The following is a 23,023-nucleotide window of genomic DNA, read 5'->3' on the forward strand; positions in this document are numbered from 1 at the left end:
ACCCACCCCGCCTCAGCCACCGCGCCGGGCCGCGCGACCCACCCCTGCCCAGCCCTCACCCCGTGCACCACTCAGCCCACGGTCACTGGTAAGCCCGCCCGCCCTCATACTCCCGAACCCCCGCCACCACCAACTCCGCATTGGACCCAGCCCACCCCCCATCAGGCAGCACCACCGTGTCCTCCATCCCGATCCGCGTCGCCAGCCCCAACCGCCCCGCCAGCCGCAGCACAGGCCACGCACCCCCGTCCTCCCCATGGAGCAACACCGGCCGACCATGCGCGGAACCCAGGTCGGCCAACAACACCCGCGCGCTCTCCTCAGCCGTGTCCGGCGACGGATCCGTCACCTCGGCCAGCACCCGCAGGACTTGACCCCGGAGCGGCGAACGCGCGAAGCGACTCGCCCCGTCCGTCCCGGACCAGATCCCCGCCTCCACGCCCACCCCACGCTCGATCAGCACGGCGGCGATCTCCTCGGCGCCCGGCTCATGCCAGTTGACCGAGGCGTGATCGGGCAGCACCGTCCACGCACGCACGCGCTCCAGCCGGGCCACCGGATCAGGCTCGGCCCACGCACCGGTGGTCACCCCGACCGGCACCGACACCCGCGCCCGTATCGCATCGAGCGTCGCCGCGACCACCCGCGGCGACAAGGAATCCTGCCCGCAAGGCGTCTTGGGATGAACATGGACGTCCGTCGCTCCGGCCGCGACGGCGAGCGCGGCCGACTCGGCCATCGCCTCCGGCGACAGCGGCACCCCGGCACCGTCGGCGGCCCCCCGGGCCCCGTTGAGACACACCTGCACCATGCCTAGATGGTGCCAGCCACCACTGACAACGCCCTCCGGCATCGCAGCTCCGGCACCGCAGTTCACCGCGTTCAATCGGGGGTGCGGCATCCCCGGCGCACCCCCGCCGTACCTATGCGGACGCGGACACCAGCAACCGTCCGCGCCTGGCTGTGGCCAGCGCCTCGGACGTCAGCACCGGACGCGGCACCACGATGCCGCAGTCCGTGCACACCGGGCCCGAAGAGGGTTCATGGGCCAGGTCGTACTTCCAGATCAGACGCGCTCCGCCGCACACCGGGCAGTCGGACCCCGGTTCGCGTTCAAGGGCGGAGATCAGTCGGCGCAGTACCTCGGCCAGGGGCTCTCGCGGGTGGACCCGCGGATCGTCGCACCAGGCGACTCCGAAACCGCCCCAGGTCAGCCGGTGCCAGTCATCAACGCTGCCCGGCCTGCGCAGTCCATCGTGCTTTTCCTTCTTGCGCCGCTCGGCGAACCCGACCTCGTAGGCCAGCCACACCGAACGCGCCTCTTCCAGCTCGTCCAACGCGGCCACGAGCCGCGCTGGATCGGGCGACCGGTCCTCGGGACCGAACCCTGCCCGGGAGCACAAATGGTCCCAGGTCGCCCTGTGCCCGTACGGAGCGAACCGCTCAAGGCACTTGCGGAGCGAGTAGCGCCGAAGCGCCAGATCGCACCGTGGATCTCGCACCTGTCTCGCCAGACTCCGGAAACCGGCCATCGCCCTGCACCTCCGTCACACCTGCACCTGTACTTCGGTTACTTCGGCGTCGTCGTTCGGACGTTGCCGAATAGACGTATCGACACGCGATTCGGCTCCATCCTTTTTCCATGACCTCCAGAAGTTGACGCATGTTCACCTTCCATCTCGGGGATACCGGCGGTAACGTCCGGCCCACCCCCCGTCGGTAGGAGCTGCCATGCCACGGCGCACACCGCGCACCGCACTCGCCAGACTGAGAACTCCCCGTAGATTGCCCGGGTTCCTGAAGTCGGCTTCCGTATGCGTCCTGATTGCCGGCCTTTTGTCCCCGCTTTCCCAAGCGGCGGCGGCCGAGACCGCTGAGACCGACGTGGCGGCGGTCACCGACCACTGCGGCAGCCAGTGTTCCGACATCCTCCCGGCCGGCCAGAACGGCAACGCCACCCTTGCTCAAATCATCCTGAACCAGGCCTTCGGCACCCAGCCCGCCCACGCCGAGGACCAGCTCGGCCCCTACGCCAACCTGGCCACCGGCCACTCCGGCCTCACCAACTCCACGATCAACTCGTTCTTCAACGACGCGTCGTTCGGGGTCCCCGCCGATCAAGTCGCCTCCACCGTCAAGCCCGCCGGCCGCAGCGACGTGACGATCGTCCGCGACAAGAAGACGGGTGTGCCGCACATCACCGGTACCACTCGATACGGCACGGAGTTCGGCGCCGGCTATGCGGCAGCCGAGGACCGGCTGTGGCTGATGGATGTCTTCCGCCATGTCGGACGCGGCCAGCTGACCCCCTTCGCGGGCGGCGCGGCCTCCAACCAGGGCCTGGAGCAGCAGTTCTGGCGCACCGCGCCCTACACCGAGGCCGACCTCCAGGCGCAGATCGACAACGCCGTCGCCAGCAACGGGGAGCGCGGCCAGCAGGCCCTCGCCGACGTCAAGGCGTACATCGCCGGCATCAACGCCTACATCGACGCCTCCGACAAAGGCCGCTATTTCCCCGGCGAGTACGTCCTGACCGGCCACAAGGACTCCATCACCAACGCCGGCACGATCCAGCACTTCAAGCTCACCGACCTGGTCGCGCTGGCCTCCGTCATCGGCGCCCTGTTCGGCTCCGGAGGCGGCGGCGAGGTCAACAACGCGCTGTCCCTGCTCGCCGCGCAGGAGAAGTACGGCGTCGCCGAGGGCACCAAGGTCTGGGAGTCCTTCCGCGAGCGCAACGACCCCGAGGCCGTCCTCACCCTCCACGACGGCAGCTTCCCCTACGCCTCGAAGCCCGACGACCCGCAGGGCGCCGCGATGCCCGACGCCGGTTCGGTGAACGAGGAACAGCTGGTGTACGACCGTACGGGCAGCGCCTCGACGTCGAGTGCCGCCAGCACGTCGAGCACCGCGACCGACACCGCCCTCTCCTCCGCCAAGCGCGGTATGTCCAACGCCCTGGTGGTCAGCGGCGAGCACACCGCCAGCGGCCACCCGGTCGCCGTCTTCGGGCCGCAGACCGGGTACTTCGCGCCCCAGCTGCTGATGCTCCAGGAGATCCAGGGCCCGGGTCTCAGCGCCCGCGGCGCCTCCTTCGCGGGGCTGAGCATGTACGTCGAACTGGGCCGCGGCCAGGACTACGCGTGGAGCGCCACGACCTCCGGCCAGGACATCATCGACAGCTACGCCGTCGAACTGTGCCAGGACGACTACCACTACCTGTACCGCGGCACCTGTACGGCGATGGAGAAGGTCGAGCAGAAGAACGCCTGGAAGCCGACCACCGCCGACGGCACGGCGGCGGGCTCGTACACGATGCGGGTCTGGCGCACCAAGTACGGCCCCGTCCAGTACCGGGCCACCGTCGACGGCAAGAAGGTCGCCTACACCACCCTGCGCTCGTCCTTCCTGCACGAGGCCGACTCGATCATCGGCTTCCAGATGCTCAACGACCCGGGCTATGTCAACAGCCCGCAGACCTTCCAGCGCGCGGTGCAGCACATCAACTACACGTTCAACTGGTTCTACGTCGACTCCGAGCACACCGCGTACTACAACAGCGGCGACAACCCGGTACGGGCGACCGGCGTCGACGCCGAGTTCCCGGTGTGGGCGCGGCCGGCGTACGAGTGGAAGAACTGGACCCCGGCGACGAACACCGCCGACTACACGCCCGCGTCCGCGCACCCGAACTCCATCGATCAGGACTACTACATCTCCTGGAACAACAAGCAGGCCAAGGACTACACGACCGCGCCCTGGGGCGTCGGGTCCGTACACCGCGGCAATCTGCTGGAGGACCGGGTGAAGAAACTGGTCGCCACCGGTGGAGTCACCCGGGCCTCGCTGACCAAGGCGATGGCCGACGCCGGGCTCGCCGACCTGCGGGCGGAGGACGTGCTGCCGGATCTGCTCAAGGTCGTCAACAGCTCGACGGTGACCGACGCCACGGCCAAGGCGGCGGTCGACAAGCTGTCCGCGTGGGTGACGGCGGGGTCCAAGCGCACGGAGACGTCGGCCGGTTCGAAGACGTACGCCCATGCCGACGCGATCCGCATCCTGGACGCGTGGTGGCCACTGCTGGTGAAGGCCGAGTTCGAACCCGGCCTTGGCAGCGAGCTGTACGACGCCATCACCGCCAACCTGCCGATCGACGAGACCCCGTCGGCCGCCCACGGCCCGACCGGAGCCCATGCCGGAAGCGCCTTCCAGTACGGCTGGTGGAGCTATGTCGACAAGGACATCCGGGCGGTGCTCGGTGAGACCGTGCAGGGTCCGCTCGCGCAGAAGTACTGCGGCGGCGGCAGCCTCAGCGCGTGCCGGGACACCCTGATCAGCACGCTGAAGGAGGCGGCCGGCAAGACCCCGGCCCAGGTCTACCCCGGCGACGACCTGTGCGCGGCCGGCAACCAGTGGTGCGCCGACTCGATCAACCAGCGCACGCTGGGCGGCATCAAGCACCCCAACATCAGCTGGCAGAACCGGCCGACGTACCAGCAGGTGGTCGAGTTCACGTCACATAGGTGAGTCCATGGGCGGCGGGTCAGGCGATACGGCCCGCCGCCAGCACCACCTGCGCCAGCTCCCGGTGCGCGATGTCGCTGTGCGCGCCGGCCGGCGGGCCGCCGCGTTTGACCACGGCGGCCGCGTCGACGTTCACACACCCCGACGCGGGCAGCTTGCCCTTCTTCAGTGCGTCGGCGAGCGTCAACGCGCGCGTGCCCGGCACCGCCCGCATCCCCTTGTGCCCCATCGCCCCCCACTTGTCGCCGAGCATCCGCCCGACGTCGAGGCCGAGGACCGTCCGATCGTCGTCCGCCATGCGTGAGGCCAGCGGATACATCGTGCCGAGGGCCGAGTCGTGGTGGGAGTGGCAGCACACCAGGGGTCCGTCGATGCGGTTCTGCTGGCCCTGGAGCACCCCTCCCGCGCGCGCGTCGTGCGGGAGCCGAGCAGCGAACGCGTAGTGCGAGAAGGCCCCTTGGAGCAGCGTCACCGACTTCACCGTGCGCACCCCCTCGGGCAGCCCGCGCAGCGCGAACGACGCCAGCCGCCCGCCGAAGCTGTGCCCGACGAGATGCACGCGCGCGTGCGGCACGGCCTTGGCCAACTGCCCGACGACCCGGCCGAGCCCGCGCTCCCCGACGGTTCCCGCGCGCCGCTTCATCGCGTAGTACGTCGCCTGCCGCAGCAGCTCCTGGGCGCCCTTCCAGGGGTTGGGCAGGGAAAAGGAGGCCGTGCCGCCCGGAGACTCGAGACCGGCCAGCGCCTGCGCGAACTCGTCGCAGGCCGTCGCCGCGGACCCGGAGAACATCCGCGGCTCGCTCTGCGGCACCCCCTCCGCCAGCGTGTCCGCCGCGAACAGCGCCTGCGGCCCCGGCGGTACGACCTCCACCAGCAGCCGCACCAGCCGGCCGAACTCCTCCAACTCGGCCTCCTCACGCGGCTGCTGGTCCAGCAGGCGCGCGATCTGGTCGATCACGGTCGCCCGGCCGGGGAAGGTCTCCAGCAGCGAGTGCCGGGTGTCCTTGTCGAGCGCGGGCTGCTGGGACGTCTCGGCCGCCACCGACCGTGGGAAGTCGGGGATCGGCTCGTCGGAGAACCGCATCGACGGCCACAGCACACCCACGTACCCGAGCCTGGCCTTGGGCGCGAGCTGGGGGAACGGTGCGAAGAAGCGGCTGTAGAGCCGGGTCGCGATCGAGCGGTCGTTGTTCCAGCCGTGCGCGAAGACGATCAGGTCACCGACCTTCCGGTCCGCGACACCGGCGAGCAGCCGGTCGAGCTGCTTGCCGTTCACGTCGCCGTCCGCGTCGAACGTCAGCTCCCAGTAGGGAGTCACACCCATCTCCGGATCCGCCATGCCGGGCCCCCTTGTCCCCCGATGTCCTGCGATGCGTGGCATCGTCCTGCGGCCGGGCGGGGTTGGCCAGACGGCCGGAGTCATCTGTAGAGGAGATACTCCTTCCGCACCTTCCGGAACGCCGCCAGCTCCTGCTGCCAGCCCGCCACCACCTCGTCCGTACCGGCTCCCGCGTCGATCGCCGTGCGCACCCGCGTGGAGCCGGTGAGCTTGTCGATCCAGTTGTCCGACCGCCAGGCGAACCCGCTCCACACCTTCTTGGCGGTCACCAGCAGCGCGATGCCGGTGCGCACGGGGTCGTACGCGGCCCGGTCGTGCACATGGATCTGTACGCCGCCGATGGTCTTCCCCTGGAACTTGGAGAAGACGGGAGCGAAGTACGCCTCCCTGAAGTGGACGCCAGGCAGGCCCAGTTGATTCACCTCGGCGGCCCAGCGCCCGTCGATGCCTTCGGCACCGAGCAGTTCGAATGGGCGGGTGGTGCCGCGTCCCTCGGAGAGGTTGGTGCCCTCGAAGAGACACGTCCCCGAGTACACAAGGGCGGTGTCGGGGGTGGGCATGTTCGGGCTCGGAGGTACCCACGGCAGCCCGGACGCGTCGTAGAACTCCGACCGCTTCCACCCCGTCATCCGTACGGTGTCCAGCTCGACCGGGGCCTTCAGGAACTCCCCGTTGAACAGGTGCGCCAGCTCGGCGACCGTCATGCCGTGCGCCTGCGAGATCGGCTGCCGGCCGACGAACGTCGCGAACTCCTTGTGCAGGACCGGGCCTTGGGCCTCGCGGCCGGTCACCGGGTTCGGGCGGTCGAGCACGACGAAGCGTTTGCCGGCGAGTTGGGCCGCCTCCATGCAGTCGTACAGCGTCCAGATGTACGTGTAGAAGCGGGCGCCGACGTCCTGGATGTCGAAGACGATCGTGTCGACGCCGGACGCGGTGAAGATGTCGGCGAGGGGGCGGCCGCTCTTGAGGTACGTGTCGTAGACGGGGAGGCCGGTTGCCGGGTCGTCGTAGCGGCCTTCGGAGCCGCCTGCCTGGGCGGTGCCGCGAAAGCCGTGTTCGGGGCCGAAGACGGCCACTAGGTTCACTCGGTTGTCGTTGTGCATGACGTCGACGATGTGGCGGACGTCTCTGGTGATGCCGGTGGGGTTGGTGACGATTCCGACTCGGTCGCCGTTCAGTGCGGTGTAGCCGTCGCCGGCCAGCCGCTCGAAGCCGGTTTGCCTGCGGCGCTGGGTCGCGGAGGCGGGAGGTGCGCTGGAGAGTGCGGTTGCTGCCGTTGTCGCTGCGAGGAGGGCTCGTCTGGATAGGCGCATGGGGTGCACGGTATTGCTCCCGCAGGTTGTGTGGAAGCTGTCCGTAGTTCGTGGCTTGTCGCGCAGTTCCCCGCGCCCCTGGCGGCACTTTTCTTGCCCTTCCTCTAGCACATACCGACCGGTTAGTCTGGCTCGCAGGAGCCGCAGTCGAAGGAGACCGATGGTGGAAGCCGTTCAGGGTGCCGGAGTCGTCGTTACGGGGGCTGGAGGGGGGATCGGGGCTGCTCTGGCGCGGCGGTTTGCCGCTGCGGGGGCCCGGGTTGTCGTCAATGATCTGGACGCCGGCAAGGCCAAGGCTGTTGCTGAGGAGGTCGGGGGGATTGCCGTGCCCGGCGACGCCTCGGCCATTGTTGGCGAAGCCCGCGACGCTCTCGGTGGTGCCGTCGATGTCTACTGTGCCAATGCCGGGCTTCCCTCGGGTGGGTCCGAGGGGGCTGGTGAGCAGGTCTGGGCGTTGGCCTGGGATGTGAATGTGATGGCGCATGTGCGGGCCGCGCAGGAGCTGATTCCGGGGTGGCTGGAGCGTGGGCGGGGGCGGTTCGTGTCGACCGTGTCCGCCGCGGGGCTGCTCACCATGATCGGGGCCGCGCCGTACAGCGTGACCAAACATGGTGCGTACGCCTTCGCCGAGTGGCTGTCGTTGACGTATCGGCATCGGGGGATCAAGGTGCACGCGATCTGTCCGCAAGGCGTGCGGACGGACATGCTGGCCGGTACCGGGAGTGCGGGCGATCTGGTGTTGAAGCCGACCGCGATCGAGCCGGAGGATGTCGCGGACGCGCTGTTCCAGGGGATCGAGGAGGACCGGTTCCTGATCCTGCCGCATCCCGAGGTCGCCGGGTACTACCAGGCACGGGCCGCCGACCCGGACCGCTGGCTGACGAACATGAACCACCTTCAGCAGAAGTGGGAGGCGGCCGAGTGACCGGCTCCCGCTATGCCGAGCGGCCCTGGCTGGGGCTGCTGAACGACGCCCAGCGTGCTCCCATCGATCCCGTCGACTCGCTCGTGCATGCGCTGCGTCGGGCCGTCGGCGAGACGCCGGATCGTATCTGCCTCGCCTACTTCGATGCCCGGCTGAGCTTTCGCGAGGTCGACGAGCTGAGCGACTCCGTCGCCGGGCATCTGGCCGCGCGGGGTCTGGAGCGTGGTGACCGGGTCGCGGTGCTGCTGCAGAACTCGCCGCACTTCGTGCTGGCGCTGCTCGGCGCCTGGAAGGCGGGCGCGGTCGTCGTGCCGGTGAACCCGATGTACAAGGCGGGGGAGGTCGGCCATGTGCTGCGGGACGGTGACGTGGCGGCGCTGATCTGCGCCGACCGGGCCTGGGAGTCGTATCTGCGCGAGACGGCACAGGGCTCTCCGGTGCGGATCGTGCTCACCGCCTGTGAGTTGGACTTCCAGACTCGTGACGACGCGCGCGTGCTGTCCTTCGAGCGGCTGCCGCAGGCCGCCGATGCCGACGATCTGACGGTCGTCGCGCGGCAGGGGAACAAGGCACCGGAGGGGCGTGACCCGGGGCCCTCCGACATCGCGCTGATCAGCTACACCTCGGGCACCAGCGGCACTCCCAAGGGCGCCACCAACACGCACGGCAACATCATGTACAACTCCGAGCGGCAGCGGACCGGGCTCGGGCTGCCCGAGGAGCCCGTGTACTTCGCGCTGGCGCCGCTGTTCCACATCACCGGGATGGTCTGCCAGCTCGGCGCGTGTCTGAACAGCGCGGGCACGCTGGTGCTGGCGTACCGCTTCGAGGCGGGTGTCGTGCTGGACGCGTTCGCGGAGCACCGGCCGCACTACACCGTCGGCCCGTCGACCGCCTTCATGGCGCTGGCCGCCCATCCGGACGTCACCCCGGACCACTTCTCCTCGTTCCGGATCATCTCCTCCGGCGGTGCTCCGCTGCCGCCCGCGCTGGTGGAGAAGTTCCGGGCGGGCTTCGGGCCGTACATCCGCAACGGGTACGGCCTCACAGAGTGCACCGCGCCCTGTGCCTCCGTGCCGCCGGGGCGGGAGGCGCCCGTCGACGCGGTGTCCGGGACGCTGGCCGTGGGGGTGCCGGGGCCGGACACGGTCGTACGGATCGTCGACGACCGGGGCGCGGAGGTGCCGTTCGGGGAGCAGGGCGAGATCCTCGTACGGGGACCGCAGGTCGTCCCCGGTTACTGGCGTCGCCCCGACGCCACCGCCGAGACCTTCCCGGGCGGCGAGCTGCGTACCGGTGACATCGGGTTCATGGACGCCGAGGGGTGGCTGTACGTCGTCGACCGGAAGAAGGACATGATCAACGCGTCCGGCTTCAAGGTGTGGCCGCGTGAGGTCGAGGACGTGCTGTACACGCATCCGGCGGTGCGTGAGGCGGCCGTCGTCGGGGTGCCGGACGGGTACCGCGGAGAGACCGTCAAGGCGTACATCAGCCTCCGTCCGGGCGCCGACACGGACCCCGGTGCGCTGGCCGCGTACTGCAAGGAGAGACTGGCCGCCTACAAGTATCCGCGGCAGGTGGAGATCCTGCCCGAGTTGCCCAAGACGGCGAGTGGCAAGATCCTCCGTCGGGAGCTTCGTTCCCGGCCGCAAGACGGTCAGTGAAGAACAAGAGAACAGCAGACAGCTCGGAAAGGCAGGTGGCGGCAGTGCCCAGGACGACGGACGGAGACGGTACGCCCGTCCCGCAGCGGCTGCTGGCCGCCGCCACCCGGCTCTTCGCGGAGCAGGGCTACGACCGCACCTCCGTGCAGGAGATCGTCGAGTCGGCCGGCGTCACCAAGGGGGCGCTCTACCACTACTTCGGCTCCAAGGACGACCTCCTGCACGAGGTGTACGCGCGCGTGCTGCGCGTCCAGCAGGAGCGGCTCGACGCGTTCGCGGGCGCCGACGAGCCGATCGAGAAGCGGGTGCGGGACGCGGCGGCGGATGTCGTGGTGACGACGATCGAGAACCTCGACGACGCGATGATCTTCTTCCGCTCGATGCACCATCTGAGCCCCGAGAAGAACAAGCAGGTACGCGCCGAGCGGCGCCTCTACCACGAACGTTTCCGCGCACTCATCGAGGAAGGGCAGCAGGCGGGAGTCTTCTCGAAGGCGACCCCGGCCGACCTGGTGGTGGACTACCACTTCGGGTCCGTCCACCACCTGTCGACCTGGTACCGCCCCGACGGCCCGATGAGCCCTCAGGAGGTCGCCGACCACCTGGCCGACCTGCTCCTGCGGGCTCTCAGACCCTGAGTCACAGGTACTTCTTCAGCTCCCGTCGCGCCAGCGACCGCTGATGCACCTCGTCCGGGCCGTCGGCGATCATCAACGTCCGTGCGCCCGCGTACAGTTCGGCGAGCGGGAAGTCCTGGCTGACACCGCCCGCGCCGTGCAGTTGGATCGCCTTGTCGAGGATGCCGACGACCGTGCGCGGAGTGGCGATCTTGATGGCCTGGATCTCGGTGTGCGCGCCCCGGTTGCCGACCGTGTCCATCATCCAGGCCGTCTTCAGGACCAGCAGCCGCAGCTGCTCGACCGCGACCCGCGCGTCGGCGATCCAGTTGTGCACCACGCCCTGCTGGGCCAGCGCCTTGCCGAAGGCCTCGCGCGCGACCGCCCGGCGGCACATCAGCTCGATCGCCCGCTCGGCCATGCCGATCAGCCGCATGCAGTGGTGGATGCGGCCGGGGCCGAGGCGGGCCTGGGCGATGGCGAAGCCGCCGCCCTCCTCGCCGATCAGGTTCGACACCGGCACGCGCGCGTGGTCGAAGATCACCTCGGCGTGGCCGCCGTGGTAGTGGTCCTCGTAGCCGAAGACCTGCATGGCGCGCTCGACGGTGACGCCCGGGGTGTCGCGGGGGACCAGGATCATGGACTGCTGGCGGCGGATGTCGGCGCCGTCCGGGTCCGTCTTGCCCATCACGATGAAGATCTTGCAGTCCGGGTTCATCGCCCCGGAGATGTACCACTTGCGGCCAGTGATGACGTACTCGTCGCCGTCCCGCCGGATCAGCGTGGTGATGTTCGTGGCGTCCGAGGAGGCCACCTCCGGCTCGGTCATCGCGAACGCCGAGCGGATCTCACCGGCCAGCAGCGGCTCCAGCCACTGCTTCTTCTGCTGCTCGTCGGCGAACTGGGCGAGCACCTCCATGTTGCCGGTGTCCGGTGCGGCGCAGTTCAGCGCGGTGGGCGCCAACTGCGGGGAGCGGCCGGTGATTTCGGCGAGGGGGGCGTACTGGAGGTTGGTCAGTCCTGCGCCGTACTCGGAGTCGGGGAGGAAGAGGTTCCACAGGCCCTGCCGGCGAGCCTCGGCCTTCAGCTCCTCGACCACGGCCGGGGTGTCCCACGGGGAGGCCAGCCGCGCGCGCTGCTCCTCCGCGACGGACTCGGCCGGATAGACGTACTCGTCCATGAAGGCGAGCAGCTTGGCGCGCAGTTCCTCGGTGCGCGCGTCGAACGCGAAGTCCATGGCGGATCAGCCTTCCTGAAGGGTGGTGAGGCCGTGCTCGATGAAGACGGGGACCAGGTTGCCGATGCGGTCGAAGCCGGGGCCGACGGTCTGGCCCAGGGTGTAGCGGTAGTGGATGCCCTCGAGGATCACGGCGAGCTTGAACCAGGCGAACGCCGTGTACCAGGAGACCGCGGAGACGTCGCGCCCCGACAGCTGGGCGTACCGCTCGATCAGTTCGGCCGGCTCCGGGTGCCCCGCGGCCTCCGCGGTCGTGGAGACCGGGGAGTCGGGCGTGCCGAGCGGCGTGCTGTACATCACCAGCAGGCCGAGGTCGGTGAGCGGATCGCCCAGGGTCGACATCTCCCAGTCGAGGATGGCCTTGATTCGATCGTCGTCACCGATCAGGACGTTGTCGAGCCGGTAGTCGCCGTGTACGACGGTCGGGGCGGGGGAGTGGGGCAGGTCGCGGCCGAGGGCGGCGTGCAGTTCGTCGATTCCCGCCAGGTCACGGTTGCGGGAGGCGTCCAACTGCTTGCCCCAGCGGCGCAGTTGCCGGTCCAGGAAGCCCTCGGGGCGGCCGAAGTCCGCCAGGCCGACCGACGCCGGGTCCACCGCGTGCAGCTCGACGAGCGTGTCCACCAGGGACAGCACCGCGCCGCGGGTGCGCTCCGGGCCGAGCGGGGCGAGCTGGTCGGCCGTGCGGTACGGGGTGCCCTCGACGAACTCCATGACGTAGAACGGCGCCCCGAGCACCTCTTCGTCCTCGCACATCAGCACAGGGCGCGGCACCGGTACGTTCGTCGGGTGCAGCGCGCTGATCACCCGGTGCTCGCGCTTCATGTCGTGCGCGGTGGCCAGGACATGGCCCAGCGGAGGGCGCCGTACGACCCAGCGGGAGGTGCCGTCGGAGACCGTGTAGGTGAGGTTCGACCGTCCGCCCTCGATCAGCCGGCCGGTCAGGGGGCCGTGGACCAGACCGGGCCGCTCACTGTCGAGCAGCCCGCGCAGCCGGTCGAGATCGAGACCTGGCGGGTGATCGGCGCTCATCGTTGCTCCTTTGCCGACGCGAGAACGGGTCCCGACCATGATGCCGACCGGTCGGTATGCCGTCCAGTGCGGGGAGCCAACGTGATCGGGGCCACCCTAGGCCGACGGCTCCCCGGGCGGTGCCGCGGGGAGCTGTCGGGGGGTGCTTCTCGGTCAGGCCGGGGGTCGGCTCAGTGGTCGTCCCAGTGGCCGTTGTGGGCGGCGTGCCGGTGGCCGTCGTGCACGTAGTCGATGTGGTCGCCGTGCTGCACCCGCAGGTGTCCGCAGTCCTCGCCGTGCTGGTGGTCGTGGCCCTCGTGGGCGGTGTGCCCGGCGGGCTCGCACTCGTCCCAGTGGTCGCTGTGCGCGCGGTGCAGGTGCCCGTCGTGCGCGTAGTCGACGTGGTCTCCGTGCGGCACTTCGGTGTGCCCGCAGTCCGGTCCGTGGGCGTGCGGGTGGGTGGCGTGTTCCTGGTGCAGGACGGTCATGCTGGTTCACCTTCGGATGCTCGGCTGGTACGTCCGATGACGTCGGACAGGTTGCCACGCGAACAGTGCGTATCCGGTCATTCCGCCTGTGTGGCGCCCGGCTACACACGCTACGGCGGGCCTCAGGCGCTCGCATTCGGGGATGCGTCCTGAACAGGCGGGCCCTAGAAGACCAGCGCCGCCGCGCACACCGCGAGCGCGACCGTGCACAGGACCGCCGCCGTCGCCTGCCGGGGGGTGAGGGCCGCGGGGACGTGGGCCGCCGCGAGGGTGCGGATGCGGCGGTGGGCGACCAGCAGGAAGCCCAGCCAGAGGGCCACGCACAGGGCGCAGACCAGGACACCGGTCGCCGTCGCGCCGCCGTGCAGGGCCGTCTTCACCGCGAGCACGGCGGCGGCGGTGCCCGAGAGTGTCGTACGCCGCCAGGCGAGCCGGGTGCGCTCGGGCTGCAGTCCGGGGTCCCTGGTCGGGCCGCCGGCCGGTTCGGCGGTCACCCTTCCCAGCCGACGAGCACGACGACGACCATCGCGAGGGCCACGATCGCGACGACGAGGCTCAGCACCGCCGGGAACCGTGACACCGGCAGATCCTCGCCCTTGCGCATGGCCCGCTCGCAGCGGATCCAGTGGTTGACCGCGCGCAGCGAGCACAGCACGCCCGCGGCGAGCAGCGCCAGCGCGAGGCCGACGCGCCAGCCCCACCGCAGGTCCGGCAGGAACTGGTCCACCGCGAAGCCGCCGCCGATCAGCGCGAGGGCGGTCCGCAGCCAGGCCAGAAAGGTGCGCTCGTTCGCCAGCGAGAAGCGGTAGTCGGGGGTGGTCCCCTCGTCGCGGATCTCCTGTGGGGCGAACCACAGACGGACGTTCCGAGCGAAATCGATCACGCTCAGGACGATACCGGTCGGGAATTGCCCGACCTGAACGCCCTCAGCCGTTCATACGCCGCCAGCCCGTCCGGCACCCACTCCCACTCCGCCAGGTGTCGCTCCACCGCGGCCTCCGGCAGGAAGTCGTGCCAGGCCACCTCCTCGGTCTGCGGTTGTACGGGGAGGTCGCAGCGGACCTCGTACACCGCCGACCACCAGCTCTGGCCGGCGCCGTTGTCGTAGAGGAACTTGAACAGGAACTCGGGCCGCGGGAGACCCGAGACGCCGAGTTCCTCCTCGGCCTCGCGGAGGGCGGCGGCGTCGTAGGACTCGCCCGCGCCGACGACTCCGCCGACGAACATGTCGTAGAGGGAGGGGAAGACCAGCTTCGTCGGGGTGCGGCGGTGGACGAAGAGGCGGTCGGCGGTGTCGCGGGCCTGGATGAAGACGCAGCGGTGGCGCAGCCCGCGGGCGTAGGCCTCGCCGCGCGGGGACCGGCCGATGACCTGGTCGTTCTCGTCGACGATGTCGAGGATTTCGTCAGCAGCGCTCATGCCGTCAATAAATCAGCTCAGGCGGCTCGGCTGCAGAGCCCCTGCCCGTTCCCGCACCGGCGCTCCGGACGGCATGGCCGGGTGCAGGCCCAGCAGGACGATCCCGACGACGATGGCCGCGAGGCCCGCCGACTCCCAGGCCAGCGCGCCCGGGTCGGTGCGCAACTGGTCGCCGAGGAAGCCCACCCCGCAGGCGATCCCGGCCAGCGGCTGGGCGGCGGTCAGGGCGGGCAGGGACATCCGCAGGGACGCCGTCTCGAACGCGCTCTGCACCAGGACCAGGCCGGTGACGCCGAGCACCAGCACGGCGTACGGCTGCCAGCCGGTCATCAGCTCGACGAAGCCGCCCTCGGAGAAGCGCTGGCCGCTCACCCGGGTCAGCGCGTCCTGCACGCCGTACAGCAGACCGGCGGCCACGGCGAGGAGCGCCGGGCCCGAGCTGAGCCGGGAGCGTTTCGCGTACGTCGTGAGCAGCAGCGCGGCTCCGACCATCACGCCGATGATCAGCCAGTGGCGCATCGGGTCGGTGATCGCGGCGCCGCCGGTGGGCTGTCCTGCCATGATGAACGCGGTCACGCCGCCCGCGAGCAGGGCGAGCCCCGCCCAGCCCTGGCTGCCCAGCGGCTGCTTGGTCTGGTGGCGGGAGAGGGCCATCGCGAACAGCAGGTTCGTCGCGAGCAGCGGCTCGACCAGGGATATCTCGCCCTGGCCCAGCGCGACCGCGCCGAGCGCCATGCCGGCCACCATGAGTCCGAGGCCGCCCAGCCAGCGCGGCACCTTCATCAGGTCCAGGAGCAGGCGGGGGGAGAGGAAGTCGTTCAGGGGCGCCCGCTGGGCCGCGTTCTGCTGGAGGACGAAGCCGAAGCCCAGGCAGCATGCGGCGCTCACGGCGAGAATCAGAACCTGAAGCGACACGCTGCGTACCTCGATCGTTCGGCCGGGCCGGGGGCGACGTCCGGCCGACTGTAGTGCCCCAGGGCCCGGTGTGCCCCTGGGAGTGCCCGAACCGGGCAGTGGACTCGGTCACGGCACCCCTCGATCAAGGGCGGTCGCACGACCGTCACGCCATGCTCCGACGGCCGGGCGAGGGACGCTATGGCGTGCGCCACAGTCAAGAGGCGCGGTGTGGTGATCATGCGGTGGTCTCGCTGGGCCGATGAACCACAAGTGTCTCTGCTGTAACAAGAGTTGACGCGTGTAACGACTTCGTGGGCCTTGACGCGATGTGTTGGCTGAGGGTTTGCTGTGCGTGATCACTTGATGGCAAACCGAGACCGACGACGACTGCGCGCGTCGCGTGAGGAAGTTCCTGCGGTGCCCCCACCTCCGCCACCCCTCGGCCGTGCCCGAAGACGCGCGGCCCAGGCCTTCGACCCGGCCCTCGACGACGCCGAACTCGCCGCCGCCCGCGCAGCGTTGGCCCAGGGGCGCTGGCAGGCGGCCCGCTCGCTGCTCGCGCACACCGGCGACGACTTCGACCGCCGCGGCCACCGCGTCACGGTTCTCGCCGAGGAGCCCTACAGCACGGCCTGGGCGCGGGACTGGCTGCTCGCCGAGCCCGACTCCGCCGACGCCTCAGTCCTGCTGGCCCTCTCCCTGGTCCGGCGCGCGCTGCGGGGCAAGGAGAAGCCGGTCCGGGCCCGTGAGGCCTGCCATGCCGCCGCCGCGCTCGAGCCCGCCGACCCCACGCCATGGCTCGGCCTGCTGATGCTGGAGCGCCGCTTCGGCGCCGAGGAGGAGGCGGTCCGGCTGTTCGGCGAGATCCGCGCCCGGTACGCCGACCACCATCACGCGCACCATCTGATGGTCGCTCGGCTCGCCGAGCGCCGCGCCAGGACGGGCCCGGACCCCTTGCACGAGGTCTACGAGTTCGCGGCCCACTGTGCCGAGCAGGCGCCCGCGGACTCGCCGCTCGCGATCCTCCCGGTCGTCGCGCACGCCGAGCGCTACCGCGCGCTGGCCGCCGCAGGCCAGGTGCCCGCCGACCCGGCCGGCTCGGGGCACTGGTCCGGGCGCCGGGCCCGGCAGGTGATGAAGGCCGCCTTCGACTGGTGGCTGGAGTGGGAGCAGGAGGGCCATCCGCGCCGCCTGGTCGACCTGAACTTCCTCGCCCACGCCAAGGTCTGCGAAGGCCGCGGCGCCGAGGCCGCCGCCCTGTTCCACCGCATCGGCGAGCATGCCACCCCCGACCCGTGGTCGTACCCGGACCACGACCCGCACTCCGCGTTCCGAGCCGCACGCGCCACCGCACTCGGCACGGCTTGACCGCCCCGTATCGCCCCATCCCTCGCCACCCATGTCCCCACCAGGAAGGACGGCCCCGATGACGACGGGCAGTTCGCATACGAGCACCGCCCCCGATTCAGGCATCAGTACCTTCAAGGGACAGGAACGGGCCCTGCGCGCCGACCGCCTCGGCACCGGCGGCCTGCTGCTCTCCGTCCTCGCCGCGACCGCCCCTCTCATGGTGGTCGCGGGTGTCATGCCCACCACATTCGCGGTGATGGGCATCGTCGGACAGCCGCTGCTCTTCGTCGTACTCGGCGTGGTCCTCGTCCTCTTCGGCATCGGATACGCCGAGATGAGCCGCCACGTCCACAACGCGGGCGCCTTCTACGCCTATATCTCCCGCGGCCTAGGCGGCACCGCCGGAGCGGCCGCCGCCCTGGTCGCGCTCGTCGCCTACAACGCCCTCCAGGTCGGCATCTACGGCATCTTCGGCTTCGAGGTCTCCGGCCTGTTCGCCACCTACGCCGAGGTCGAGGTCGCCTGGTGGATACCGGCGCTGGCGGCCGCCGCCGTCGTCGGTGCGCTGGGCTGGCTGAAGATCGACGTCAACGCGCGCGTGCTGGGCGTGCTGCTGATCGTCGAGGTGGCCCTGGTCGTCATCTTCGACATCGCGGCCGTGGCCGACCCGGCGGCCGAGGGGCTGTCCCTGCACGCCTTCAACCCGGACACGCTCAGCGGCGCCGGAGTCGGCACCGCCCTGTGCTTCTGCATCGCCGCCTTCCTCGGCTTCGAGCAGGCGCCGGTGTACGCCGAGGAGACCAGCCGTCCGCATGTCCTCGTCCCGCGCGTGATGTTCCTCGCCGTCGGGGGCGTCGCCGTCTTCCTCGCGCTCAGCAGCTGGGCCCTGACCGTCGCCGCGGGACCGTCCGCGATCGTCGGCACGGCCCGCGAGCAGAGCGCCGGGCTGCTGTTCTTCCTGACCGAGGAACGGCTCGGCGGCACCTTCACCGACGTGCTGCACATCCTGTTCGTGACCGGCATGTTCGCGGCGATGCTCAGCTTCCACAACGTCGTCGCCCGATACGCCTTCGCCATGGGCCGCGAGGGACTGCTGCCCGCCGCCTTCGGCCGCACCACCGGCACCAGCGGCGCCCCCGGCACCGGATCGCTCCTCCAGACCGCCGTGGCCGCCGTGGTCGTCATCGCCTTCGCGATCGCCGACGACAAGCCGACCGGCGACCCGACCGCGCCCGTCCTGCACCTGTTCACCTGGTTCGGCAACGTCGGCGCCCTCGGCGTGATCGTGCTGATGGCGCTGGCCTCCCTCTCCGTGGTCGTCTTCTTCGCCCGCCGCGGCGCCGCCGGCACCCAGGCCTGGCGGCTGGTCACCTCCATGCTGGCCGGCATCGCCCTGCTCGTGATCGCCGGCTACACCGTCAAGGACTTCGACGTCCTGGTCGGCACCGGCCCCGACTCGTCCCTCAGCTGGCTGCTCCCCGGCATCATCGCCGCCGCCCTCGTCATCGGCCTCGTCCAGGGCCTGCTGCTGCGCTCCCGCGCCCCCGAGACCCACGCCCGCATCGGCCTCGGCAACCAGGCCTTCCAACTGGACAAGGCGGCGGAGGCGGACGCCGGGAACTGATTACGGAAACCTGACGAGCACCCGCGAACCCTGGTCCCGCAGGGCCCGCGGGTGCTCGAATGAACGAGTGACCCCCGAACAGCCCGAACAACCCGAGCGGCCCGAGCAGTCCGAACAACCCGAGGAACGCGGCAAGCCGATCGGCCGCCGGGTCCTCCTCGGCACCCTCGGCCTGGGCGCCCTCGGCGTGGTCGCCGCGCCCACCCTCCAACGCGGCCTGGAGTCCTTCCTCGGCAACGCGGCCGACAAGGACCCCACGGGACTGACCGGCCTGCTCCCCAACGGCGGCGGCTTCCGCTACTACTCGGTCGCGTCCTCCGTCCCCCACAAGAACGCCGGGAACTACCGGCTCACCGTCGACGGGCTGGTCGACCGCCCGAAGACCTACACCCTGGCCGACCTCCGGGCGCTGCCGCAGACCCGGATGGTCAAGGACGTGCAGTGCGTCACCGGCTGGCGCGTCCCGGACACACCCTTCGAGGGGGTACGCCTGTCCCGGTTGCTGGACGCCGCGGGAGTGCGCCCCACGGCCGGGGCGGTGCGTTTCACCTGCTTCGACGGCACCTACACGGAGAGCCTCACCCTCGACCAGGCCCGCCGCGCGGACGTCCTGGTCGCCCTGCGCATGCAGGACAAGGACCTCGGCCACTCCCACGGCGGCCCGGTCCGCCTCTACGTCGCCCCCATGTACTTCTACAAGTCGGCCAAGTGGCTCTCCGGCATCACCCTCACCGACGAGGTGAAGCCCGGCTACTGGGAGGAACGCGGCTACGACATCGACGCCTGGGTCGGCCGCTCGAACGGACGCGACGATGAGCCTACGAGCTGAGGCGCCCCCGGCCGCGGAGGTCCGCCGGTTCAGCCGGGCCGAACGGTGGGTGCACCGGCTGACCGCCGCGCTGATGGGCATCTGCGTGGTCACGGCGGCCGTTCTCTACCTGCCCGAACTCGCCGAACTCGTCGGCCGCCGCGAGCTGGTGGTCCGTATCCACGAATGGGCCGGACTCGCCCTGCCCGTCCCGGTGCTGGCCGGTCTCGCCTCCCGGGCCTTCCGTGCCGACCTGCGCTTCCTGAACCGCTTCGGACCGCACGACAGGGTCTGGCTGCGCGCCGCCCTGCGCCGCGACAAGCGGGCGGCGGCCCGTCCGGCGGGCAAGTTCAACGCCGGGCAGAAGATCTACGCCGCCTGGATCTCCGGCGCCACGCTGGTCATGCTGGGCACGGGCCTGATCATGTGGTTCACCCACCTCACCCCGCTGATGTGGCGCACCAGCGCGACCTTCGTCCACGACTGGCTCGCCCTCACCATCGGCATCGTCCTCGCCGGCCACATCGGCATGGCACTCGCCGACCCGGAGGCCCGCCGCGGTCTGCGCACGGGGTCCGTGTCGCGGGAGTGGGCGGACCGGGAGCATTCCCTTTGGCGGCCGTGAACGCGATCGCTCAGAAGGACGGGCCGCTCGACGGGGTGCCGGACGACTCGACCGGCGAGGGGCTCGCGGAGCCCGTGGTGCTGGGGGCGACGAGGGTGAAGGCGTCGTCCAGTGTCGCCGTCCCGCCGTACGCGATGCTCACGTCGGCGTTCCGCGGATAGGTGCCGGGCGGGGGAACCGGGACGACGACCTCGAAGGTCAACTGGTCGCGGGGCTCCGGCCCGTGGTCCTGCTGCGGGGCGGGGAGCGCCGGTAGTCCGGCGACAGTCACGACCCCGGTGGCGCTGAGCAGTTCCCGTTTGTCGAAGTGGATGCCGCCGACCCGGACGGTGATCGTGTCACCCGGCTTCGCCTCGCCGTCTCCGCCGACGTCCACGGAGACGATCCGGAAGTCGCAGACGTCGCTGCCTTTGTCTGTGGAGGGCGTCAACCGCACGGTGGTGGAGGGATGTTGGCGGTGGAATCGCAGCACGTCGCCGAGTACGGCGTAGGCGGCGCGTCCCTTGCAACCGGTGAGCCTGCCCCGCAGTGCCGCGTAGTCCGCGGCCGCCGTGTCCCAGTCGCCGCCCTGGCCCTGAACGGCCTTGCAGGCCTCGGCGAGGGCCCGGACCACGCGCCAGTCGTCGTCCGGCAGTTCGGCCGGGATCAGCCCGGCGGTGACCCCGCACTTCTCGGGGCGCTCACCGAGCGCGTCGTAGACGCTCTCCGGGTCTGCGGTCCGGTCGCTGTCGGGCGACTTCGGTCCCTGGGGCAGCCAGCCGGGAGCCTCGACGCGTCCGCCGCCGCCGGTGGAGCCACCGTGCCCGCCGCTGGAGCCGTCACCACTGCCCGAACCGCTCGTCCCACCGGACCCGTTGGTCCCGCCGGAACCGCCGGTCGTCCCACCGGTCGCGCCAACACCGCCGTCCCCACCATCGGGTCCCCACATCGGCGTGTTCCCGACGGGCCCGCCGGTACCGCTCGCCCCGCCCTCGCCCTCACCGCCGCTCGCGACCCCGCCCGAGATGCTCGCGCCCCCACCACCGGAGCCGCCCGCGGCATCGCCCCTGTCCCCGCCGCACGCGGCAGCCGTCGCGATCGCCAGTGCTCCGGCGATCAGCAGACCGGATATACGCGCCCCGAGTGATACCGCCATGCCGCCCCCGATGCGATCGGCCCCCGGGCGTGACTGAACAAGCCCGCGCCGAGGAGGTCCCCCCCATGATGGGACGCGCGCCCCTGTCCGGGAAGCAGCTTCACCCAGGCTGCGAAAGATGGGGCAAACCGGTACTCAAGAGGCGAACCGCGAAGGGGCGTCTTTCGTCCGCGGCAGCGTTGTGGCTGGTCGCGCCCACGCGGCGGAGCCGCATATTGATACAGCCCCGCGCCCCTTCGGGGCGCCTCAGTTGCCGAAGTCGAGCAGTACCTTGCACGACCGGCTGCGGTCTGCCGCGAGCGCGAACGCCGACTCCGCCTCCCGCACCGGCACCACCGCGCTCACCAGACCATCGAACGACGGCTCTGCCGCGAGCAGCGTCAGCGCCTCGTCGAACTCCGTGTCGAAGCGGAAGGCCCCGCGCAGTTCTATCTCCCGGCTCACCACCAGGTTGCCCGCGAAGGGGCTCTGGCCCGGTGGCAGCATCCCGAGTTGCACGACGGTGCCGCCGCGCCGCACCCGCCGCAGGCACGTGTCCAGGCCAGCGGCCACCCCGGACGCCTCGATCGCGGTGTCCACCTCGGACGGCCACCCGGGGTCGGACGGATCATCGGCCCGTACGACGGTGTCGGCGCCGGCGATCCGGGCGTACCGCAGGGCCTCCGGCAGCAGGTCGGTCACCGTGATGCGCCCGGCGCCCGCCGCCTTCGCCGCCGCGACGACCAGGCAGCCGATGGGCCCGGCACCGGTGACCAGGACGTGCCTCCCGGCCACCTCGCCGGCCCGGCGCACGGCGTGCAGGGCCACGGACAGCGGCTCGGCGAGCGCCGCCCGGCGTGGTTCCAGGCCGGCGGGGAGGGGCCGCAACTGCTCCGCGGGGACCGTGAAACGGCCCGCGAATCCGCCCTGGACGTGCGGGAATCGGGCCGCGCTGCCCAGGTACCGCGTGTCGCGGCAGACGTTCCGCCGTCCGTCCGCGCACTCCGGGCAGACCCCGCAGGGCGTGGCCGGGTGCACCGCGACGGCCGTACCGGGCAAGGGACCCGAGGCGCCGGCGCCGTACGAGACGACCGTCCCGACCACCTCGTGCCCGAGCACCATCGGCTCCTTGAGGCGGAAGTCGCCTACCCCGCCGTGCCGCCAGTAGTGCAGGTCGGAGCCGCAGACCCCGCCGTACCGGACGGCGACGAGGGCCTCGCCGGGGCGGGGCGAGGGGGCCTCCAGCTCGTCGACGCGCAGATCGCCCTGACCGTGGATCACACAACTCAACATTGATGCCTCCCGGCCGTCACAGCACGCTCGTCATTCCGCCGTCGACGTACAGCACTTGACCGCTGATGAAGTCCGCGGCGGGCGAGGCGAGGAACAGCACTCCGCCCACCAGGTCCTCCGTACGGCCCCAGCGGCCGGCCGGGGTGCGCCGCCGGACCCAGGCGCTGAACTCCTCGTCTGCGACGAGGGGTTGGGTCAGTTCGGTCTCGATGTAGCCAGGGCCCAGGCCGTTGACCTGCACGCCGGAAGGTCCCCAGTCGGCGCACATGCCCTTGGTGAGCATCTTGAGGGCGCCCTTGGTGGCGGCGTAGGGCGCGATACCGGGGCGAACCACCTCGCTCTGCAGCGAGCAGATGTTGATGATCTTGCCGTGGCCGCGTTCCGTCATCCGGCGCGCCACTTCACGGCCGACCAGGAACGCGCTGGTCAGGTTGGTGTTCAGGATCCGGTGCCAGTCCGCGTCGGTGAACTCCAGGAGCGGCGCCCGCAGTTGCATCCCCGCGTTGTTGACCAGGATGTCGAGCGGGCCCACCCGCTCTTCGACATCCGCTGTGCCGGCGGCCACCGAGGGGCCGTCGGTGACGTCGAACACCGCGGTGTGGACGTCGCCGGGCAGTTCGGACGCGGCCTTGGCGAGGCGCTGTTCGTCCCGTCCGTTGAGGACGACCGTGCAGCCTGCCTCCAGCAGTCCGCGGGCGAGCGCGAGGCCGATGCCGCGGCTGGAGCCGGTGACCAGGGCCGTGCGGCCGGTGATGTCGAAGAGGGGGTGAGCCGTCAT

The 23,023-nt window shown here is 70.9% G+C and carries 22 protein-coding genes; 8 read left to right on the forward strand and 14 right to left on the reverse strand.

The features are described 5' to 3' along the window. Window positions 1-82 precede the first annotated feature (82 nt). Both AB0I98_RS45300 and AB0I98_RS45305 read right to left on the reverse strand, forming a co-directional pair. Window positions 83-811, reverse strand: coding sequence for a 3-keto-5-aminohexanoate cleavage protein (locus AB0I98_RS45300; RefSeq protein ID WP_362951926.1), 729 nt, complete (start codon window positions 809-811; stop codon window positions 83-85). A gap of 112 nt (window positions 812-923) precedes the next feature. Next, window positions 924-1,532, reverse strand: a complete 609-nt coding sequence (locus AB0I98_RS45305; protein ID WP_362951927.1) for a hypothetical protein — start codon at window positions 1,530-1,532, stop codon at window positions 924-926. A gap of 199 nt (window positions 1,533-1,731) precedes the next feature. Between AB0I98_RS45305 and AB0I98_RS45310 the strand changes: the two genes are divergently transcribed. Beyond that, window positions 1,732-4,527, forward strand: a complete 2,796-nt coding sequence (locus AB0I98_RS45310; RefSeq protein WP_362951928.1) for a penicillin acylase family protein — start codon at window positions 1,732-1,734, stop codon at window positions 4,525-4,527. A gap of 16 nt (window positions 4,528-4,543) precedes the next feature. Here the strand turns inward: AB0I98_RS45310 and AB0I98_RS45315 are convergent, their stop codons facing one another. Next, on the reverse strand, window positions 4,544-5,863 hold the full coding sequence (locus tag AB0I98_RS45315; RefSeq protein ID WP_362951929.1) for a serine-threonine protein kinase: 1,320 nt from the start codon (window positions 5,861-5,863) through the stop codon (window positions 4,544-4,546). 80 nt (window positions 5,864-5,943) lie between these two features. Then, entirely contained in the window at window positions 5,944-7,176 is a 1,233-nt protein-coding gene (locus AB0I98_RS45320; RefSeq protein WP_362951930.1) for a DUF1343 domain-containing protein, read from the reverse strand. A 160-nt stretch (window positions 7,177-7,336) separates the two neighbouring features. Between AB0I98_RS45320 and AB0I98_RS45325 the strand changes: the two genes are divergently transcribed. Genes AB0I98_RS45325 through AB0I98_RS45335 form a run of 3 tightly spaced genes read left to right on the forward strand, consistent with a single transcriptional unit; the run spans window position 7,337 to window position 10,403 of the window. Further along, window positions 7,337-8,101: an SDR family oxidoreductase gene (locus AB0I98_RS45325; RefSeq protein WP_362951931.1), complete on the forward strand. Its 765-nt coding sequence runs from the start codon at window positions 7,337-7,339 to the stop codon at window positions 8,099-8,101. Next, on the forward strand, window positions 8,098-9,765 hold the full coding sequence (locus tag AB0I98_RS45330) for an AMP-binding protein (RefSeq protein WP_362951932.1): 1,668 nt from the start codon (window positions 8,098-8,100) through the stop codon (window positions 9,763-9,765). The genes AB0I98_RS45325 and AB0I98_RS45330 overlap by 4 nt, the downstream gene beginning before the upstream one ends. A gap of 44 nt (window positions 9,766-9,809) precedes the next feature. Beyond that, complete coding sequence (locus AB0I98_RS45335; RefSeq protein ID WP_210574765.1) at window positions 9,810-10,403, forward strand: TetR/AcrR family transcriptional regulator; 594 nt, start codon at window positions 9,810-9,812, stop codon at window positions 10,401-10,403. Between the two features lies 1 nt (window position 10,404). Here AB0I98_RS45335 and AB0I98_RS45340 read toward each other — a convergent pair whose 3' ends face one another. The 7 genes from AB0I98_RS45340 to AB0I98_RS45370 form a co-directional block, all read right to left on the reverse strand. Then, complete coding sequence (locus tag AB0I98_RS45340) at window positions 10,405-11,619, reverse strand: acyl-CoA dehydrogenase family protein (protein WP_362951933.1); 1,215 nt, start codon at window positions 11,617-11,619, stop codon at window positions 10,405-10,407. Window positions 11,620-11,625: 6 nt separating this feature from the next. Next, entirely contained in the window at window positions 11,626-12,648 is a 1,023-nt protein-coding gene (locus AB0I98_RS45345) for a phosphotransferase family protein (protein ID WP_362951934.1), read from the reverse strand. Window positions 12,649-12,818: 170 nt separating this feature from the next. Further along, window positions 12,819-13,115 (reverse strand): hypothetical protein, encoded by a 297-nt coding sequence (locus tag AB0I98_RS45350; RefSeq protein WP_362951935.1) that lies wholly within the window; start codon window positions 13,113-13,115, stop codon window positions 12,819-12,821. A 164-nt stretch (window positions 13,116-13,279) separates the two neighbouring features. After that, window positions 13,280-13,609, reverse strand: coding sequence for a DUF202 domain-containing protein (locus AB0I98_RS45355; RefSeq protein ID WP_362951936.1), 330 nt, complete (start codon window positions 13,607-13,609; stop codon window positions 13,280-13,282). Next, the gene (locus tag AB0I98_RS45360; protein WP_362951937.1) at window positions 13,606-13,998 is read right to left on the reverse strand and encodes a DUF202 domain-containing protein; all 393 of its coding nucleotides are present in this window, start codon (window positions 13,996-13,998) and stop codon (window positions 13,606-13,608) included. The genes AB0I98_RS45355 and AB0I98_RS45360 overlap by 4 nt, the downstream gene beginning before the upstream one ends. Window positions 13,999-14,000: 2 nt before the next feature. Further along, window positions 14,001-14,534, reverse strand: coding sequence for an NUDIX domain-containing protein (locus AB0I98_RS45365; protein ID WP_362951938.1), 534 nt, complete (start codon window positions 14,532-14,534; stop codon window positions 14,001-14,003). Window positions 14,535-14,546: 12 nt separating this feature from the next. Next, the gene (locus AB0I98_RS45370) at window positions 14,547-15,449 is read right to left on the reverse strand and encodes a DMT family transporter (protein ID WP_362951939.1); all 903 of its coding nucleotides are present in this window, start codon (window positions 15,447-15,449) and stop codon (window positions 14,547-14,549) included. Window positions 15,450-15,848: 399 nt separating this feature from the next. Between AB0I98_RS45370 and AB0I98_RS45375 the strand changes: the two genes are divergently transcribed. The 4 genes from AB0I98_RS45375 (at window position 15,849) to AB0I98_RS45390 (ending at window position 19,838) form a co-directional block, all read left to right on the forward strand. Then, window positions 15,849-16,799 carry a hypothetical protein gene (locus tag AB0I98_RS45375; RefSeq protein ID WP_362951940.1) on the forward strand — a complete coding sequence of 317 codons (951 nt, stop codon included), beginning with the start codon at window positions 15,849-15,851 and terminating at the stop codon, window positions 16,797-16,799. A 58-nt stretch (window positions 16,800-16,857) separates the two neighbouring features. Then, window positions 16,858-18,405 carry an APC family permease gene (locus tag AB0I98_RS45380; RefSeq protein WP_362951941.1) on the forward strand — a complete coding sequence of 516 codons (1,548 nt, stop codon included), beginning with the start codon at window positions 16,858-16,860 and terminating at the stop codon, window positions 18,403-18,405. 67 nt (window positions 18,406-18,472) lie between these two features. Further along, window positions 18,473-19,234, forward strand: coding sequence for a molybdopterin-dependent oxidoreductase (locus tag AB0I98_RS45385; protein ID WP_362951942.1), 762 nt, complete (start codon window positions 18,473-18,475; stop codon window positions 19,232-19,234). Then, window positions 19,218-19,838, forward strand: a complete 621-nt coding sequence (locus AB0I98_RS45390; RefSeq protein WP_362951943.1) for a cytochrome b/b6 domain-containing protein — start codon at window positions 19,218-19,220, stop codon at window positions 19,836-19,838. The genes AB0I98_RS45385 and AB0I98_RS45390 overlap by 17 nt, the downstream gene beginning before the upstream one ends. A gap of 10 nt (window positions 19,839-19,848) precedes the next feature. Here AB0I98_RS45390 and AB0I98_RS45395 read toward each other — a convergent pair whose 3' ends face one another. The 3 genes from AB0I98_RS45395 to AB0I98_RS45405 form a co-directional block, all read right to left on the reverse strand. Continuing rightward, window positions 19,849-20,973, reverse strand: coding sequence for a hypothetical protein (locus tag AB0I98_RS45395; RefSeq protein ID WP_362951944.1), 1,125 nt, complete (start codon window positions 20,971-20,973; stop codon window positions 19,849-19,851). A 246-nt stretch (window positions 20,974-21,219) separates the two neighbouring features. Further along, window positions 21,220-22,245 carry an L-idonate 5-dehydrogenase gene (locus tag AB0I98_RS45400; RefSeq protein WP_362951945.1) on the reverse strand — a complete coding sequence of 342 codons (1,026 nt, stop codon included), beginning with the start codon at window positions 22,243-22,245 and terminating at the stop codon, window positions 21,220-21,222. A gap of 16 nt (window positions 22,246-22,261) precedes the next feature. Then, window positions 22,262-23,023: an SDR family oxidoreductase gene (locus AB0I98_RS45405; RefSeq protein WP_362951946.1), complete on the reverse strand. Its 762-nt coding sequence runs from the start codon at window positions 23,021-23,023 to the stop codon at window positions 22,262-22,264.

Source organism: Streptomyces sp. NPDC050211 (genome assembly GCF_040656035.1).
In the GTDB taxonomy this organism is placed as follows: Bacteria; Actinomycetota; Actinomycetes; order Streptomycetales; family Streptomycetaceae; genus Streptomyces.